This is a genomic window from Arthrobacter sp. D1-29, assembly GCF_054130585.1.
Genome location: NZ_CP096383.1, coordinates 371,232 through 387,977 on the forward strand (window position 1 = coordinate 371,232; position 16,746 = coordinate 387,977).

Annotated in this window: 16 protein-coding genes; 10 read left to right on the plus strand and 6 right to left on the minus strand. The window is 63.8% G+C overall.

The window, feature by feature from the left end; genetic code table 11:
• Positions 1–250 precede the first annotated feature (250 nt).
• A complete protein-coding gene (locus tag M1E17_RS01780; protein ID WP_457965026.1) occupies positions 251–454 on the plus strand; it encodes a hypothetical protein in 204 nt (67 codons plus the stop codon).
• Between the two features lie 26 nt (positions 455–480).
• Here M1E17_RS01780 and M1E17_RS01785 read toward each other — a convergent pair whose 3' ends face one another.
• From M1E17_RS01785 to M1E17_RS01800, 4 genes are read right to left on the minus strand one after another with little or no spacing between them, the layout of a single operon-like run.
• Entirely contained in the window at positions 481–1,050 is a 570-nt protein-coding gene (locus M1E17_RS01785; protein WP_457965028.1) for a hypothetical protein, read from the minus strand.
• 18 nt (positions 1,051–1,068) lie between these two features.
• Positions 1,069–2,217: a zinc-dependent alcohol dehydrogenase gene (locus tag M1E17_RS01790; protein WP_457965029.1), complete on the minus strand. Its 1,149-nt coding sequence runs from the start codon at positions 2,215–2,217 to the stop codon at positions 1,069–1,071.
• A complete protein-coding gene (locus tag M1E17_RS01795; RefSeq protein ID WP_457965030.1) occupies positions 2,217–3,422 on the minus strand; it encodes a carboxylate-amine ligase in 1,206 nt (401 codons plus the stop codon). The genes M1E17_RS01790 and M1E17_RS01795 overlap by 1 nt, the downstream gene beginning before the upstream one ends.
• Positions 3,419–3,676 carry a hypothetical protein gene (locus M1E17_RS01800; RefSeq protein ID WP_457965032.1) on the minus strand — a complete coding sequence of 86 codons (258 nt, stop codon included), beginning with the start codon at positions 3,674–3,676 and terminating at the stop codon, positions 3,419–3,421. The genes M1E17_RS01795 and M1E17_RS01800 overlap by 4 nt, the downstream gene beginning before the upstream one ends.
• A gap of 218 nt (positions 3,677–3,894) precedes the next feature.
• Here M1E17_RS01800 and M1E17_RS01805 point away from each other — a divergent pair, with 218 nt between their 5' ends.
• Both M1E17_RS01805 and M1E17_RS01810 read left to right on the plus strand, forming a co-directional pair.
• Positions 3,895–4,689 (plus strand): carbon-nitrogen hydrolase family protein, encoded by a 795-nt coding sequence (locus M1E17_RS01805; protein WP_457965034.1) that lies wholly within the window; start codon positions 3,895–3,897, stop codon positions 4,687–4,689.
• An 85-nt stretch (positions 4,690–4,774) separates the two neighbouring features.
• Entirely contained in the window at positions 4,775–5,614 is an 840-nt protein-coding gene (locus M1E17_RS01810; protein WP_457965035.1) for a gamma-glutamyl-gamma-aminobutyrate hydrolase family protein, read from the plus strand.
• Positions 5,615–5,672: 58 nt separating this feature from the next.
• Here M1E17_RS01810 and radA read toward each other — a convergent pair whose 3' ends face one another.
• Positions 5,673–7,046, minus strand: a complete 1,374-nt coding sequence (gene radA / locus M1E17_RS01815) for a DNA repair protein RadA (protein ID WP_457965037.1) — start codon at positions 7,044–7,046, stop codon at positions 5,673–5,675.
• A 186-nt stretch (positions 7,047–7,232) separates the two neighbouring features.
• Between radA and M1E17_RS01820 the strand changes: the two genes are divergently transcribed.
• The 6 genes from M1E17_RS01820 (at position 7,233) to M1E17_RS01845 (ending at position 14,097) form a co-directional block, all read left to right on the plus strand.
• Positions 7,233–8,549 carry an ABC transporter substrate-binding protein gene (locus M1E17_RS01820; RefSeq protein ID WP_457965038.1) on the plus strand — a complete coding sequence of 439 codons (1,317 nt, stop codon included), beginning with the start codon at positions 7,233–7,235 and terminating at the stop codon, positions 8,547–8,549.
• A gap of 53 nt (positions 8,550–8,602) precedes the next feature.
• Positions 8,603–9,625 carry a carbohydrate ABC transporter permease gene (locus M1E17_RS01825; protein WP_457965040.1) on the plus strand — a complete coding sequence of 341 codons (1,023 nt, stop codon included), beginning with the start codon at positions 8,603–8,605 and terminating at the stop codon, positions 9,623–9,625.
• Entirely contained in the window at positions 9,622–10,554 is a 933-nt protein-coding gene (locus tag M1E17_RS01830; protein WP_457965042.1) for a carbohydrate ABC transporter permease, read from the plus strand. Before M1E17_RS01825 ends, M1E17_RS01830 begins: the two co-directional genes overlap by 4 nt.
• Positions 10,554–11,996: a GH1 family beta-glucosidase gene (locus M1E17_RS01835; RefSeq protein ID WP_457965043.1), complete on the plus strand. Its 1,443-nt coding sequence runs from the start codon at positions 10,554–10,556 to the stop codon at positions 11,994–11,996. The genes M1E17_RS01830 and M1E17_RS01835 overlap by 1 nt, the downstream gene beginning before the upstream one ends.
• A gap of 93 nt (positions 11,997–12,089) precedes the next feature.
• Complete coding sequence (locus M1E17_RS01840; RefSeq protein WP_457965045.1) at positions 12,090–13,109, plus strand: LacI family DNA-binding transcriptional regulator; 1,020 nt, start codon at positions 12,090–12,092, stop codon at positions 13,107–13,109.
• Positions 13,093–14,097 (plus strand): Gfo/Idh/MocA family protein, encoded by a 1,005-nt coding sequence (locus M1E17_RS01845; RefSeq protein ID WP_457965047.1) that lies wholly within the window; start codon positions 13,093–13,095, stop codon positions 14,095–14,097. The genes M1E17_RS01840 and M1E17_RS01845 overlap by 17 nt, the downstream gene beginning before the upstream one ends.
• A 69-nt stretch (positions 14,098–14,166) precedes the next feature.
• Here the strand turns inward: M1E17_RS01845 and M1E17_RS01850 are convergent, their stop codons facing one another.
• A complete protein-coding gene (locus M1E17_RS01850) occupies positions 14,167–15,294 on the minus strand; it encodes an FUSC family protein (RefSeq protein ID WP_457965048.1) in 1,128 nt (375 codons plus the stop codon).
• Positions 15,295–15,527: 233 nt separating this feature from the next.
• Between M1E17_RS01850 and pstS the strand changes: the two genes are divergently transcribed.
• Positions 15,528–16,649, plus strand: coding sequence for a phosphate ABC transporter substrate-binding protein PstS (gene pstS, locus M1E17_RS01855; RefSeq protein WP_457965049.1), 1,122 nt, complete (start codon positions 15,528–15,530; stop codon positions 16,647–16,649).
• The last annotated feature ends 97 nt before the right edge of the window (positions 16,650–16,746 follow it).

The window sequence follows — 16,746 nt, forward strand, 5'->3', positions numbered from 1 at the left end:
GCCATCGCCTGACTAAATCCAAAAAACACCTGCACCTGGGAAAAGTTTTTCACGATTGCTCTATTGTTGATTGTTGACACTTGGTAGGATGATGGTATCGCGATCCCCTCGCCCCTCCACATAAATGAGGTAAAACCGCTATGCAAGCTAAATCCTTCGTTCCCGTATCCGGGGGCCATATCAGGCGCAAAGCCGCCATCCGCTACATCCTGGACGCTGCCCCGCAGCGCGGCCTTACCTGGAGTACACGGTGACTGCGATGCTCAGCTCAGGAGACCGGGTTGTCTTTGAAACCGACCGATTCGGGGGAGCTGGCATTGTTGACGATGTCATGCCTGACGGGTCAGTTGTCTGGGTGTGGACCGACGACGGCATGGGGCGCAGGATGATCTGCACCAAAGACGGCGCCTCCATAGCCCGCGAAGACGGAGAGAGCTGGCAGTCAGCGCGCTAGGCTCCACTCCGCTGGGTTCCGCTCCGCTAGGGTCCGCTCCGCCTGGCGGCCAGGGCCCGCACGGCGGCAATGCCCGCGGCAGCCACTCCCAGCCACGGGCCGGCAACGATAATAGGGTCCAGCCACTGGTGTTTAACGTCCGGGCGCTTACCGTCGAACCGTGACCGGAAACCGTGGCGTGCCCTTTCGCTCAGAACACCTGTTTCCGTCACGGGGTTGTCCGGGCGCAGTGTCCCGAATGACCGCAGATGGCTGCCCCAGGCGTCCACCCTGTCCGCGGCGACCAGAATCAGCCAGTGCGCCGCGCGTCCCTCGCTGAACCGGTACGCGTATTTTCGGATGGCCCCTGAAACACCTTTCGGGGGAGCGGACGTCCCAAAAACCGGAGTCAGGAACTGGTGTTCCACAGACCGCTCCCGGTGCCACTCCTCCGGCTGGCGTTCGGGAAACTCCCAGTGGGCTCCCGTTTGCAGGTCCGTGCGTTCCCGGGGCACTGCCGGCCTGTCGGCGGGGTCCAGATCAGCTCCCCAGCCGGGAATTCGGGACTCCAGTTCCTCCCGGGAGAACCTCTGCGGCCTTCTTGCTGTGTACGGCATGGCACTTGTTCCTGTTCTTCAGCTGGCCGTGGGCAGGATCAGCGGTTTGATGCAGTTATCGAGCTTTGCCGAGAAGATGTGGTATCCCTCCGCTATGTCCTCAAGCGGTATGCGGTGGGTGACGATGTCACTGGGCTTGAGGTAGCCGTTGCGGATGTGGTCGAAAAGCCGCGGCCATTGGCGCTTCACCGGGCACTGGTTCATCCGCAGTGTCAGCCCCTTGTTGACTGCATCACCGAACTTCACGGCGCTGAACACCGGGCCATAGGCGCCGATAACTGCTACTGTGCCGCCCTTGCGGACCGAGTCAATAGCCCAGTTCAGTGCCACCGGGGATCCGCCCTGCAGCTTCAGTTTTGTTCCTGTGACGTGTTGCAGGAAATTGCCGTCAGCCTCGGCGCCCACCGCGTCGATGGCCACGTCTGCACCAAAATAGTCCGTGATCTTCTTCAGGTGCACAACAATGTCCTGGTAGTCGGCATAGTTGTACGTCTCGGCGTGTGCAAAGGTGCGCGCTTTCTCCAGCCGGTACTCAAGGTGGTCGATGACGATGACCCGGCCTGCCCCCATCAGCCAGGAAGATTTGGCAGCAAAAAGGCCAACCGGGCCGGCACCGAAAACAACCACGGTGTCACCTTCGGCGATGTCCCCGAGTTGCGCCCCGAAGTAGCCGGTGGCCAGGGCGTCGGTGAGGAGGACTGCGTCTTCCTCATCCATCCAGTCGGGGATCGGTGCAGGCCCCACGTCGGCAAAAGGGACCCGAACGAATTCGGACTGCCCGCCGTCGTAACCGCCGCAGGTATGCGAATAGCCGTAGATCCCGCCGATGGCGGTGGCATTGGGATTGACATTGTGGCAGTTCGAATACAAGCCACGGGAGCAGAAATAGCACGAGCCGCAATAGACATTGAACGGCACCATGACCCGGTCTCCGGGTTTGACGTTCTCAACGGATGGCCCCACCTCGTGAACGACGCCCACGAACTCGTGTCCAAAGGTGGTGCCCACGCGGGTGTCCGGAATCATGCCGTGATACAGATGCAGGTCCGAACCACAGATCGCGGCGAGCGAGACCCGCACGATCGCGTCGTTGGGATGCTCAATCCTGGGGATTTCCTTTTCTTCCACCCGGACCTTATATGGGCCGCGGTACACCATTGCGCGCATTAGGTCCCCTCACGATTCAGTCCGACGGGATAGCGCCGCTCCGCGGGCGAAGGGCGCAGGGTTGGGGTGTTCATGGCATCCAGAACGACGTTGCGCAAATTTCCGGTGCGGCTGAAAACCGCCATTTGCCGTTCCGCCCCGTTGCCTTCGGCGAGGATCCTGGCAACCGTGTCGGTGACGAACGTGAGGTCACCGGCGTCGGACAGGGCGTCCCTCGTATGGGAAAGCAAAGCTTCCACGCACTCCCGGGCAGGACTCGGGCGATTGTGGACGGGATGGATCAGGTCCCCGCTGAGTCCAAAACGGCTGGCGCGCCACGACGCGAGCCGGAGCATCTCGGCCGGAACCGGGGGCAGCGGCACCCCCTTTGACCAGTCCCTTGCCGCCGTCTCCACCAGGGCGCGGGTAATCGCGGCCAGGGCGACGGCGTGGTCAGGCTCTGTGCAGACGTCCGGCACGCGTACCTCCACAGTCGGATAGCTTGCTGACAGGCGTGCGTCGAAGTAGATCATGGCGCCATCCAGCAGGACATCGCAGGAGAGCAGCATCTGAACGAGTTCTTCGTAGGCTGAGGCCGAACCAAAAACTTCGGTAGGTCCTGCGGTTGGCCAGCGCCGCCAGACCTGGTAGCGGAAGCTGGCGTAACCGGTGTCCTGCCCCTGCCAGAAGGGAGAATTGGCAGAAAGCGCGATCAGGACAGGAAGCCACGTCCTGATCCGGTCAAGTGCGGCTACCCCTTCCTCAGGCGAGGCCACCGAAACGTGAACATGGAAGCCGCACATCAACTGTTCCCGAAGGATCAGCCCAAAGCGCTCTTCCATAGCCCGGTACCTGGGCTGGCTTGCCCGGTGCGGGAGTACACGAAGGGGTGACGTACCGAGGGGGACGATCCTTGCGCCAACCCTGGACGCCTGGCGGTCAGCCTCTTCCCGTCCTGCCCGGAGGGCAGCAGCCAGCTGCTCCAGATCCTCGAACGGCGCGGACACTGCCTCCAGCTGCTCGCGTTGAACCTCGCCGGTCAGGCTGTTATGCAGAGGCCGTGCTTTGGCGCCTCCCGTACCTGGGCGTTTCCCGGCGCGGGCCGCTGCGTCCGCGCCGGATTTGTCCACTATCGATTCAGCTACGGGGGCATGGCTTCCTGTCCGGGCGTCAACGAGCAGGAACTCTTCCTCCACCCCGAAGCTTCGCAGGCCGCCCAAGGTCATGCCATCGCTGGGTAACTCGCCAAGATGTAGTCTGCCGCCGCCGGGCCCGTCATGCGCAGCCGGGTGTCGTGCAGGTCAATGCCGGCGCGCCGCATGGCTGCCCGGAAGACACTGTCTTCCTTCGGTACCAGGCCCTTGAGAAAACACCAGCTTGTGTATAGGCCGTAGAGGGTGTCCGCTCCAAGGGACAGATCTGTGCCGGGGTCGGTAACTGTCGCTTCAATGAGGAATTGGTCAAAGTGAGAGGTGGCCACGATAGGCTCTTTCCGCTCTGTGCTCTGGTCCGCCATGTGGCTACAGCGGCGTCACAACGGCCTTGCACCGGGCCGGAGAGGGGCCTGCCTGTGAATACGTTGTGGCCCTTCTCTGAATGTACGCACCGCCTGTCTGGTTGTCTAGGTTCAGGACTGTTCCACGTCCCTCGCCTGTGGGAGCCTTGAGGCAAAGAAACAGCCGTTCTACGGGGAATCAGATGCGGGTTGCTGCTGGGCAGTTCAGTGCGGGGACAGATATATCCCTGAACCTGTCGGCGATCTCCGTGCTGATCGGGAAAGCAGCGGATGTGTCGGCGGAGTTGCTTGTCCTCCCTGAGTCCAGCATGTATGCCAGCCCTGAACCACCCCCTGACGCCGCCGTCCTTGCACAGAATCTTGATGGCCCCTTTATCCGGGACATCGCGGTGCTGGCGAGGGAAGCAGGTCTTGGTGTGGTGGTGGGGATGATGGAGTCCCGACAGGACGGAGCGCCGCCATACAACACCCTTGTGGCGCTTGATGTCCGCGGCGGAATCAGCGCCTTGTATCGCAAAATCCATCTCTACGATGCATTCGGTTACAGCGAAAGCGCCTGGACCAGCGCCGGTCCAATTGCGGAGCCCCAAGTTCTGGATATCGGCGGTTTCCGGGCCGGAATGCTCACCTGCTATGACCTCCGATTTCCTGAAAGCGCACGATTCCTTGTTGACGCGGGTGCGAATGTCCTCCTTTTGCCCGCGATGTGGATAGCGGGCCCCGGCAAGGAGGACCACTGGAACACTTTGGTGCGTGCCCGCGCCATCGAGAACACGAGCTACGTCGTGGCGGCGAACCAGTGCGGCCCGCTGGCCACGGGATATTCAATGATCGTGGATCCGTTTGGAGTGGTGATGGCCAATGCTGGCGAAGGGGCGGGGCTGGTGTTTGCCGACCTGGACCTCACGCGGCTTGCCGACGTACGCCTGCGGATCCCCTCCTTGGGAAACCGGCGGTTTAAAGTCCTGCCCGGCTGAACAACGGATACAAACAAGTGACGAAGGCGAAACACGCCGTACACAAAACCTCCTTAGGCTTCAATGAGACGTCGAAGGAGATCTCATGAACCACACCGAAGGTGCCGCGCGGCCGCTGATCGGGCTGACCACTTACCTTGAGGCGGCCGGCACGGACGGCTGTGGCAGGGTGGAAGCGGCGTTTCTGCCGCAAAAGTACATGGAACCGATCATCGCCGCCGGCGGTGTGCCGCTGCTCCTTCCCCCTCAGCCGGTGACGGCTCCTGCCGTGGAACGCCTGATCAGCACGGTCGACGGGCTGCTCATCCCCGGCGGCTGGGACGTGGACCCCTCGCTTTATGGCCAGGAACGCCACGCTGAAACAGACCAGCCCCGCACCGGCCGCGACGCCTGGGAACAGGCCCTCATCCTGGAAGCCATCCGTCAGGACGTGCCGCTGTTTGGCATATGCCGGGGTGAGCAGTTGCTGAACGTCACACTGGGAGGCACGCTGCACCAGCACCTGCCGGATGTGATCGGGAGCGCCCACTACCAAGCGGGCGGACACCGTTTCCACACCATCCCTGTGGAGATTAGGCCTGGTTCCACGCTGGGCGGACTTTTGGGCCCGGCGGCAGACGACGTCCCGGTATCCCACCACCAGGCTGTCGATAAGTTGGGGCGTGGCCTCATGGCAACAGCCTGGAGCCCCGAGCAGGTAGTTGAAGCGATCGAACACCCGGGACTCACATTCTGCGTTGGCGTCCAGTGGCACCCCGAGCAGATAGCTGGTGAAGAGGTTCTGTTCCAAGCCTTTGTTGATGCTGCGGCCGGAAAGATGCTTTCCAGGCTCCTGCCGGCGCTGGACCTGGCCGGGCCTCAGATCCCGACGCCGGGCCCTCAACTTTCCGGCGTCGGGCACCTCAGCGCTTCAAAGGCCAGCTAACCCCTGTCCAGCTAGCCCGGCATAGAGCGGCACTAGCAGATGGGAAGGCCGCGCCCACCTATCCGATCAGCAGGCTCAGGGCCTCCGTCAGGTGCTCCACTTCCCGGACGGAGAAGCCAGCCGGGATGGGGCCCGGGCCGTTGTGGCTTGCCGGTACGACGGCGTGCGTGAACCCCAGCCGGTGGGCTTCCTGGATGCGCTGATTGATCCCCGGCACCGGGCGGACTTCACCGGCCAGCCCCACCTCACCGAAGGCGATCAGGCGGATGGGCAGCGGCTTCCGCGCCTTTGCCGAGGCCACAGCCAGGGCCACCGCAAGGTCCGTGGCGGGCTCACTGAGCTTCACGCCTCCCACTGTGGCCACATAGGAATCATCCTTGTGCAGCAGGCATCCCGCGCGCTGCTGCAGCACCGCCAGCAGCATGGAAACCCTGGAACTGTCCAGCCCGCTGGTGGCCCGCCGCGGCTGGGAGTTCGGGCTTTCGGCCAGCAGGGACTGCACTTCCGCCAGCAGCGGACGGCGGCCTTCCATGGTCACAGTAATACACGTGCCGGACACCGGTTCCTTGATGCGGCTGACAAAAAGCCCGCTGGGATCGGCAAGGCCCACGATGCCGTCCTCGTTCAGGTCAAAGCAGCCGACGTCATCCGTAGGCCCGTAGCGGTTCTTCACCGCACGCAGGAGCCGGAGCCGGGAGTGCCGCTCGCCTTCGAACTGGCACACGACGTCCACGAGGTGCTCCAGAAGGCGGGGCCCGGCGATGGATCCGTCCTTGGTCACGTGGCCCACCAGCAGGGTGGTCATGTTTCGCCTTTTGGCCGCGGCGATGATTGAGGCGGCGACTTCGCGGACCTGGGATACACCGCCGGCGCTGCCGTCCACGTCAGCGCTGCTGAGGGTCTGGACCGAGTCCACAATGAGCAGCCGTGGCTCGATCTTCTCGACCTGGCCCAGCGCTTGGCCAAGATCTGTCTCCGCGGACAGGTACAGAGACTCGGCGACGGCGTCGATCCGTTCCGCGCGCAGCTTCACCTGAGCTGCTGACTCCTCACCGGTGACATACAGAACGTCCTGGGCGGTGCGGGCAAACTTTGCCGCAACGTCCAGCAGCAAGGTGGATTTCCCCACGCCAGGCTCGCCGGCCAGCAGGATGACGGCGCCCGGTACCAGTCCGCCGCCCAGCACCCGGTCCAGCTCATCAACGCCCGTGGGCAGGAATGCCGCGGTGGTGGCGTCCACCTCCGCGATCCGGCGGGCCGGCTCAAGAACAGTGGCTGCCGCGGTGGTCCGGGCCACCGCGGCACCGGTTTCCTCCACGGTGCCCCAGGCCTGGCATTCCCCGCAGCGGCCCACCCACTTGACGGTGGTCCAGCCACATTCGGCGCACTTGTAGGCGGGCGCCTTGGAGGCCCGGGAGGTCTTTGTTGCCATGGGTTCCACCCTAACGGCGGGGGCGGACATTGCTCCGCAGCCGCACCATGGGTGCACCCCGCAAAGCGTGGATGAGCCCTTTGAGAGAGCGCTCTCTTGACAGTGATCCGCGCCACGTTTACAGTTAGGGGACTTCGAAGAGAGCGCTCTCTCAACCTTAGCCATTTCCCCCACAAAGGAGTGATCGTGAAATTTTCACGACGAAATACCGCCGCCGCGCTAGCGGGAGCAGCAGCATTGGCCCTTCTCGCCACCGGCTGCGCAGGCAGTTCGGACCAGCCGGCCGGTGCGGGCAACCCCGTTGAACTGACGGTCACTACGTTCGGCACGTTTGGTTACGAGGGCCTCTATGCCGAGTACGAGCAGGCAAACCCCGGGGTAACGATCAAGGCCACCAACATTGACCGGGGATCAAACGCCCGCACGGACGCTTTCACCAAGTTGGCTGCCGGCTCAGGGCTCACCGATGTGGTGGCCATCGAGGAAGGCTGGCTGGGTTCAATCATGGAAGTCTCGGACCAGTTCGTGGACCTCAAGGAACACGGCGCCGCTGACATCCAGGCCAACTGGGTGGATTGGAAGTTCAAGCAGGGCACCGACCCCGCCGGCCGCGTCATCGGCTACGGGACCGACATCGGGCCGCAGGGGCTTTGCTACAACGGCAAGCTGTTCGAAGCGGCAGGCCTCCCCAGCGACCGTGAATCCGTTGCCAAGCTCTTCGGTGGGCAGGACGCCACTTGGGAGAAGTACTTCGAACTCGGCAAGCAGTACAAGGCAGCCACCGGAAAGGCCTGGTATGACCAGTCCGGCTTCGTCTGGAACTCCATGGTGAACCAGATGGAGGAGGGGTACTACACCAAGGACGGGGAGCTCAACGTCGACGGCAACAAGGAAATGAAGGGCAAGTTCGAGATGCTGGCGGCCGGAACGGCTGCGGGCCTGTCCGCCAACCAGACCCAGTGGGACTGGGGCAATGGCAAGGCGTTTGTGGACGGCTCCTTCGCCACCTTCGTCTGCCCCGGCTGGATGCTGGGCACCATCAAGGGACAGCTGGAATCTGCAGGCGGCGGCGCCGGCAGCGGCTGGGACTTCGCCGATGTCTTCCCCGGCGGGGCGTCGAACTGGGGCGGTGCCTTCCTCTCCGTTCCCAAGACGTCCGAGCACCCGGCAGAGGCCGCGAAACTTGCCGCCTGGCTTACGGCCCCCGAACAGCAGGTCAAGCAGTCTGCTGCCGCCAATAATTTCCCCAGCACGCTCAAGGCCCAGGAAAAGCTGGTCCAGGATGCCACGCCCAACGTCCTCTTCAACAACGCACCCACCGGCGCGATCCTGGCCAACCGCGCCAAGGGCGTGGTCGCGCAGTTCAAGGGACCGGACGATTCCGTCATCCAGGAGAACGTGTTCGGCCCGGCGCTGAAGAGCCTCGACGCCGGAACCGCCGACGCCGGCAAGGCCTGGTCCGAAGCCCTGCGCCTCCTCAACGACCTGGTCGTCAACAACTAGACCCGCTGTGGGGCCTCCCGCCCGGGAGGCCCCCTGATGGAGTGCGAGAGCCCATGACAACCACGCTGAACCGGTCCGCCACGCCTGGGGCCGCCAAACCCAAACCGACGTTCAAACAACGCCTGAGCATTTTCGACGTCAAAGCATCGCCCTACTTTTACGTCGCTCCCTTCTTCATCCTGTTTGCCCTCGTGGGCCTCTTCCCGCTGGTCTACACATTTTTCGTGAGCCTCTTTGACTGGCACCTGCTCAAAGGGCAGGGGCAGTTTGTGGGCCTGGAGAACTTCGCCGAGATCCTGCAGGACCGCTTCTTTTGGAATTCGATCTTCAACACCGTGAGCATTTTCATCCTCTCCGCCGTTCCGCAACTGGCACTGGCGCTGTTCCTGGCAGCAGTTTTGGACCAGAACCTTCGGGCCAAGACGTTCTGGCGCATGAGCATCCTGCTGCCGTACATCGTGACGCCGGTGGCGGTGGCCATGATCTTCACCAACATGTTCGGCGAGCAGTACGGCCTGATAAATAACATCCTCGGGAACTTCGGCCTGGACCCCGTCATGTGGAAGAACGAGACGTTTCCGAGCCACGTCGCCATCGCTACCATGGTCAACTGGCGCTGGACCGGCTACAACGCCCTGATCCTGCTGGCCGCAATGCAGGCCGTTCCGCGGGACCTGTATGAATCGGCAGCCCTTGACGGTGCCGGAGCAGTCCGGCGGTTCTTCAGCATCACACTGCCCAGCATCCGGCCCACCATGGTCTTTGTGGTCATCACAGCCACCATCGGTGGACTCCAGGTCTTCACGGAGCCCAGGCTTTTTGACCCCGCCACGGCCGGCGGATCGCAGCGCCAGTTCCAGACCACCGTGCTGTACCTCTGGGAGATGGCCTTCCAGCGCCAGAACTTCGGCAAGGCATCAACCATCGCCTGGCTGCTCTTCCTGATCATCGTGCTGTTCGGCTTTATCAACTACCTGATCTCCCGCCGGATCGCCACAGCTGATGCAGGCAGGCCCTCCCGCGCTGCCCGCAGGACAATCGCTGCCCGGAAACGTGCTGAGAGGACCAACAGATGAGCATCATCGACCGCGCCAAACCTGAATCTGCCGGGCGGTCAACCGGCAAAACCCCTGCGGCGGAAGCAGTCCCGGCGAAACCTGCCATCTTCCGAAAGCGGTTCTTCGGGACCGGCGAGCGCCCCGGGTTCCTCAGCTACGGACTTCTTCTGGCGTTCCTGCTTTCGTCCGCCTACCCCCTGTGGTGGTCTGTTGTGATCGGAAGCAGGTCCAACGAAGCACTGGGTGAAACGTGGCCGCCGCTGCTGCCCGGCGGGAACTTCTGGAAAAACGTGGGCGAAGTTTTTGACACCGTTCCGTTCTGGCTTGCCCTGGGAAACAGCGTCCTGATCTCGGGAATCATCACTGTCTCGGTAGTGGGATTCTCCACCCTCGCCGGCTACGCCTTCGCCAAGCTGAGGTTCCGCGGCCGGAACGGTCTCATGCTGATGGTTGTTGCCACCATGGCCATCCCCACCCAGCTGGGCATTATCCCGCTCTTTATGGTGATGCGGACGCTCGGCTGGACCGGCGAGATCGGCGCCGTTGTGGTGCCCAGCCTGGTAACGGCTTTTGGAGTGTTCTTCATGCGGCAATACCTGATGGACGTTATTCCGGACGAGCTCATCGAATCGGCCCGCGTGGACGGCGCCAACATGATCTCCACGTTCTGGCACGTGGCCATCCCTGCCGCCCGCCCGGCCATGGCCATCCTGGGCCTGTTCACTTTCATGACGGCGTGGACGGACTTCCTGTGGCCTCTGCTGGTGCTCGACGCCGGCAACCCCACACTGCAGACGGCGCTCAGCCAGTTGCAGTCGGCCCGTTACGTGGACTACTCGGTGGTCCTGGCAGGCGCGGTGCTGGCCACCCTGCCGCTGCTGGTGCTGTTTGTGCTGGCAGGGAAACAACTCATTTCAGGAATCATGCAAGGAGCAGTGAAGGGCTAATGCCACATTCGACGTACTCACGGCAGTGGCCGGAGGGTTTCATTTGGGGATCGGCGACGGCGGCAGCCCAGATTGAGGGGGCCGGCCATGAGGGCGGGAAGGAGGATTCCGTGTGGGACCAGTTCGCCCGGATCCCCGGCGCGGTGGCCAAGGGGGACAACCTGGAACAGGCCGTGGACCATTACCACCGGATGCCTGAAGACGTCCGGCTGATGAAGGAACTGGGGCTGGATTCCTACCGGTTCTCCACCAGCTGGGCCCGGGTGCGCCCGGGGGACAGGGGCACCAATCCGGAGGGCCTGGACTTCTACTCACGCCTGGTGGATGAACTGCTGGAGGCGGGAATCCTGCCGTGGTTGACGCTTTACCACTGGGACCTGCCCCAGGCACTGGAGGACAAGGGTGGCTGGGCGAACAGGGACACGGCCTACCGGTTCGTCGACTACGCAAACGATGTCTACACCGCCCTCGGGGACCGGGTGCAGCACTGGACCACCTTTAACGAACCATTCTGCTCTTCACTGCTGGGCTACGGTTCCGGTGTCCACGCCCCCGGCCGGCAGGAACCAACAGCAGCCGTCGCGGCCGTGCACCACCAGCACCTGGCCCACGGCCTGGCCGTCAACGCACTGCGGGACCGCGGAGCCCAGAACCTGGGAATCACGCTTAACCTCAGCAACTCCATTCCACGGGACCCGCAGGACCCTATCGACCTGGACGCGGCCCGGCGCTTTGATTCCCTGCAGAACCGGATCTTCCTCGATCCCATCCTGCGCGGAAGCTACCCGGAGGACACCCTGCGCGACCTCGCAGCGTTTGGCCTGCCGGAACTCATCCTCCCCGGTGACCTGGAGACCATCAGTGCGCCGCTGGAGTTCCTGGGCGTCAACCACTACCACGACGATCTCATCAGCGGGCATGCCGACGATGCCGGAAGCGACGGGCACTCGGGCGGCGCCGAACGGGTTGCGGCCTCACCGTGGATCGGATCCGAGGACATCGCCTTTCCGAGCCGGGGGCTGCCGCGGACTGCCATGAACTGGGAAGTGAACCCTGACGGATTGCGGAAACTGCTGGTCCGCCTCGGCGATGAATATCCGTCGCTGCCGCCGTTGTACATCACCGAGAACGGTGCGGCTTATGAGGACAGTGTCGGCCCGGACGGCGCCGTGCACGACGCCGATCGCACCGGCTTCATCCTGGACCACATCGCTGCTGTCGGTGAAGCGATCGATCAGGGCGCCGACGTCCGGGGCTACTTCGTCTGGTCGCTGCTGGATAACTTTGAATGGTCCTGGGGATACGGGAAGCGCTTTGGGATTATCCGCGTGGACTACGGCTCGTTCGAGCGCACCATCAAGGACAGCGGCCACGCCTTTGCCCGGCTGATTGCCGTCACAAAGCGGGACGCGTCCCGGCTGCCTGCCACACTGCCTGCCTAAACTGGAATGCTGGGCTAAAAGCCCGTTCAACCCCAGCCCCTTCAACCCCAGCCGTTCAACCCCAGCCCCTTCAACCTCACGGAGCGAAGAAGAGTGAAGCAAGATCAGAGCGGAAGCCGGCCGGCGCCAACCCTTGAAATGGTGGCGGCGCTGGCCGGCGTGTCACGGGCTACTGTCTCGCGCGTGGTGAACGACGTGCCCAGCGTGGACGAGGACATCGCCGCAAAGGTACGCCAGGCCATCCTCGCCGTGAACTACACCCCCAACCGGGCCGCCCGGTCCCTTGCCAGCCGGAAGCCCAACTCGATCAGCCTGATTGTGCCGGAGTCCACGTCCAAGGTCTTTGCCGACCCGTTCTTCGCCTCAGTGGTCCAAGGCGTGGCCCTCCATCTCGCGGATACCGACTACACCCTCAACATGGTCATCGCGTCCGAGGCCAAACCGGAAAAAACCAGGGCGTTCCTGCTCGGCGGCAACGTGGCCGGCGCACTGGTGGTGTCCCACCATGCCGGGGACCGTTCCTGGGCCCACGTCAGCGACTACATCCCGATGGTTTTCGCTGGCAGGCCCCTGGCCGAGGGCGGAAGCTACTACGTGGACGTTAACAACGAAGCCGCCGCCGAAGGAGCAACCCGGCTGCTGATCGAGGGCGGCCGCACGCACATCGCCACCATCGCCGGACCCCAGGACATGCCGCCCGGCGTCGACCGGGTCACCGGCTGGCGGAAGGCCCTCGAAGTCTCCGGGCTGGACGATTCCCTGGTGGAGTATGGCGACTTCACCCTTTCCTCCGGCGCCAAGGCAATGCGGCGGCTCCTTGAGCGTGGCAAACCCATCGACGGGCTCTTCGTGGCCAACGACCAGATGGCTGCCGGGGCCTACACCGTCCTCCAGGAACGCGGGATCAGGATTCCAGACGACGTGGCGGTAGTGGGATTCGATGACGATTCCTTTGCCACTTCCGTGAATCCGCAGCTGACCACCGTGCATCATCCCATCATTGAGATGGGCAAGAAGATGGCTGAGATCCTGGTGGATCTGATCGAGGGCAAGCCCACGGACCGGGTCACCCAGATCCCCACATCGCTGGTGATCCGTGATTCCGCCTCTTAACTGGGGTGTGGTGGCCACCGGCCGGATTGCCCACCGGGCCACCCGCGATCTCGCCCGGCTGGAAAATGCGGTTCTGCATGCGGTCAGTTCACGCAGCCAGGCCGCCGCGAAGGAGTTCGCCGGACAATACGGCTTCGCAGCCAGCTACTACGACCGGCGGGCCACCACGGGCTACCAGCAGCTCTTTGACGATCCTGTGGTTGACGTGGTCTATGTCGCCACCCCGCATGCGCAGCACTTCGAGGTTGCAAAGGCGGCCCTGGAAGCGGGCAAGCACGTCCTCTGCGAAAAGCCGCTCACGGTCAACGCCAGGGAAACGATAGAGCTTGTGTCACTGGCCGGGGAGCGGAAGCTGTTCCTGATGGAGGCGGTGTGGACCCGGTTCCTGCCCGCGACGCTGCGGGCCCTGGAGCTGGTCCGGGGCGGCCATTTCGGCACCATCCGGTGGGTGCAGGCCGATCTCGGCTTTGCCGCACCCTACGACCCCAGCCACCGGCTCTTTGATCCGGCGGCAGGGGGCGGCGCCCTCCTGGACCTGACCGTCTATCCGCTGACCTGGGCCATCAGCGTACTGGGTTTTCCAGCCACTGTCGCCGCCTCGGGCCAGCTCAACAGCGACCGGATAGACGTCCAGAACACCGTGACCCTGGGGTACGCGGACGGCGCCTCGGCCCAGTTGGTTTCCTCCCTGCAATCTGAGAGCCCAGGCACCGTTACCATCAGCGGCACGAAGGGCTGGCCGCGGACCGGCTGGCCCCTCTACCGCCCGCGCAGGCTGGAATACCAGGGCACTGACGGCATAGTGCGGGTGGAGGAGTTCCCGGAAGAGACCGAAGGCTTCATCCATGAATTGAGGGAAGCAGCACGGTGCATCAGGGCAGGGCTGCTGGAGAGTCCCCTGCTGCCGTGGGAAGAAAGCCTGCGGATCATGCAGATCCTTGACGGCGTCCGGGACCAGCTGGGCGTCCACTACAAGAACGACCGCTAATTTTCCTGCGGCCCGGGCTTAACAACCCGCTGGGCTTTACAACCGGCCCGGCTTAGCAACTGCAGTGAACTAGAGCGCGGGCAGGATGTCCCGGGCCTCGCGCGAATCCATCCCCGTGGCCTCGAGCAGGTCCACCATCAGCGGCCTGAAAAGCATGACCACTGTCTCGCCTTCCAGCCGCTGCACCTCCAACAGCTTCGGGTGCAGCCGCAGTGCGATTTCGCTCAGGTCCTGCCGGGCCGCGCGCAGATGGGCGCGCCGGACGCCGTCGTGCGTTTCTGCCAGCCCAAGTGAGAGCTCGTCGATCGCGGCAGCGGTGTCCTGCAGGACCTCGGAGAGGTTCTCCGTGGCTTCATCCGACAGGGCGGCATGGTTGATCGCGCTGGTGAGCCGGCGCGCAAAAACCCGGCTGTTCCGCAGCGCCAGGTCGATGAAATCCAGCGACTGCTCCAGCCGGTCCAGCTCGTCCCGGTGCCGGCGGTAGGCCGGAGCCAGGGTGGCCACCTCGCCGGAGGCGCGCAGCGACTGGCGCATGCCGTCCACCAGCGGCTGGCAGTTCCGGCCCCGGATCAGCGCATGCCACGCCTGGGTGGAATCGCTGTTGCCCAGTGCGGTGGCACATTCGCGCAGCACCTCGGCGAGTTCGTGCAGCAGCTTCTGGACGTCCTTGCGTGGTTCACGCCGGGGGTCCTTCGGGATGAGGATGGTCACCAACAGGGCGCAAAGCCCACCCACCACGGCATCCAGGCTGCGGGTGAAGGGCCCGCCGGGGGGCGCCGGCAGCAGCACCACCAGCAGTGACTGGAGCCCCAGTTGCGTGGTGAAGATGGTGCCGCTGTCCAAGAAACGGGCCAGCAGGATGGAGACCATCAGGACGACGGCGGCCACCCAGATTCCATCACCCAGCCAGTGCAGCAGCAGGTCGCCCACCGCAATGCCGATAGTGCAGCCCAGGCCCACCTCAACCACCCGGCGCAGCCTCGGCTCCCGGGAGAAACCCAACGCAATCAGCGACGACGTGGCCGCGAAAAGCGGGCCGGTGTGCCCCAGCACGTACTCGGCGAAGGCATAGGCCCCCACCGCGCAAACGGTCATCTGGATGGCGGGGAGCAAGGAGTTCCGGCTCCGGATCAGCCCGGTGCGGACGCGGCCACGCAGGAAACGCCTGCCTGTTGAGATTCCTGCTGAAATGGCCATGCGTTCCAGTCTATTCACCGGCATTGCACTACGGCCGGAGATGTGATGAGCGCAATGGTGACGCTGCACATGTAAGCCAATATGCCGCCGTCGTTAATTTCCCGTTCACTTTGGTCAGCCCATCCCGTTACCTGCGGCCCATAACTTCATAGAAGGTACACACCGTACGCATCGCGCTGCAGGGCGTCTCCGGCCCTCCCGCGCCTGTTTAACCCTGGAAGGGGTACATCTAAGTGAAGGCTCTCCGCTTCGGCCGCCACGCGGCCATCGCTGTTATCGCGGCAGGCGCACTCGCGCTCTCCGCCTGCGGTTCAGACAACGTCACGGGCGCGGCCCCCGCAGGCACCCAGACTTCGGCAGGACCCAAGGTCACCGGCACACTGACCGGCATCGGCTCCTCCGCGCAGGGCGCGGCCATGGATGCCTGGAAGACCAACTTCGCCTCCGCCAACCAGGGCGCAACCGTGCAGTACTCCCCGGATGGTTCCGGCGCAGGCCGCAAGGCACTCCTGGACGGTTCAGCACAGTTCGGTGGGTCCGACGCCTACCTCAAGGACGAAGAATACGCAGCTTCACAGACCGTCTGCGGCCCTGACGGTGCCCTGAGCATCCCGGTCTACATTTCCCCGATCGCCGTTGCGTTCAACCTCCCGGGCCTGACCGAGCTGAAGCTTGACGCCCCCACCGTGGCGAAGATCTTCCGCGGCGAAATTGCCACCTGGAATGACCCGGCCATCACCGCCTTGAACCCGGGCGTCACCCTTCCGGACACCAAGGTCACACCGGTGAACCGCTCTGACGACTCCGGAACCACCACCAACTTCACCGACTACCTGGCAGCAGCGGCTCCCGAGGTCTGGACTGACAAGTCCTCAGGCATCTGGCCGGCAAACCTGCAGGGCGAAAACGCCAAGGGCACCTCCGGCGTGGTCAAGACCGTCACGGACACTCCCGGCGCCGTCACCTACGCCGACGACTCCGCAGTCAGCGGCAAGCTCGGTGTAGCCCAGATCAAGGTGGGCGAGAGCTTCACCAAGATCTCTGCAGAAGCTGCAGCCAAGGCTGTTGACGCCGGCAAGCCCGTTGAAGGCCGCAGCGCCAACGACCTGTCCATCAAGCTGGACCGCAAGACCAGCATTGAGGGCGCCTACCCGATCGTCCTGGTTTCCTTCCACATCGTCTGCTCCACGTATGACAAGCAGGAGACCGTTGACCTGGTGAAGGCCTTTGAGAACTATGTAGTTTCTGAGGACGGCCAGAAGGCAGCCGCTGACTCCGCGAAGTCCGCACCGCTCTCCGCCGAACTGGCAGAGAAGGCCAAGAAGGCCATTGAAACCATCAAGGTCAAGTCCTAGCACCTGTACCTACGCCCGGTTCCCTGCCCTGCCGCAAGGCGGGGCGGGGAACTTGGCTTTGTCAGCAGTAACCGCCAGTTTTCAGCACCACCACAAC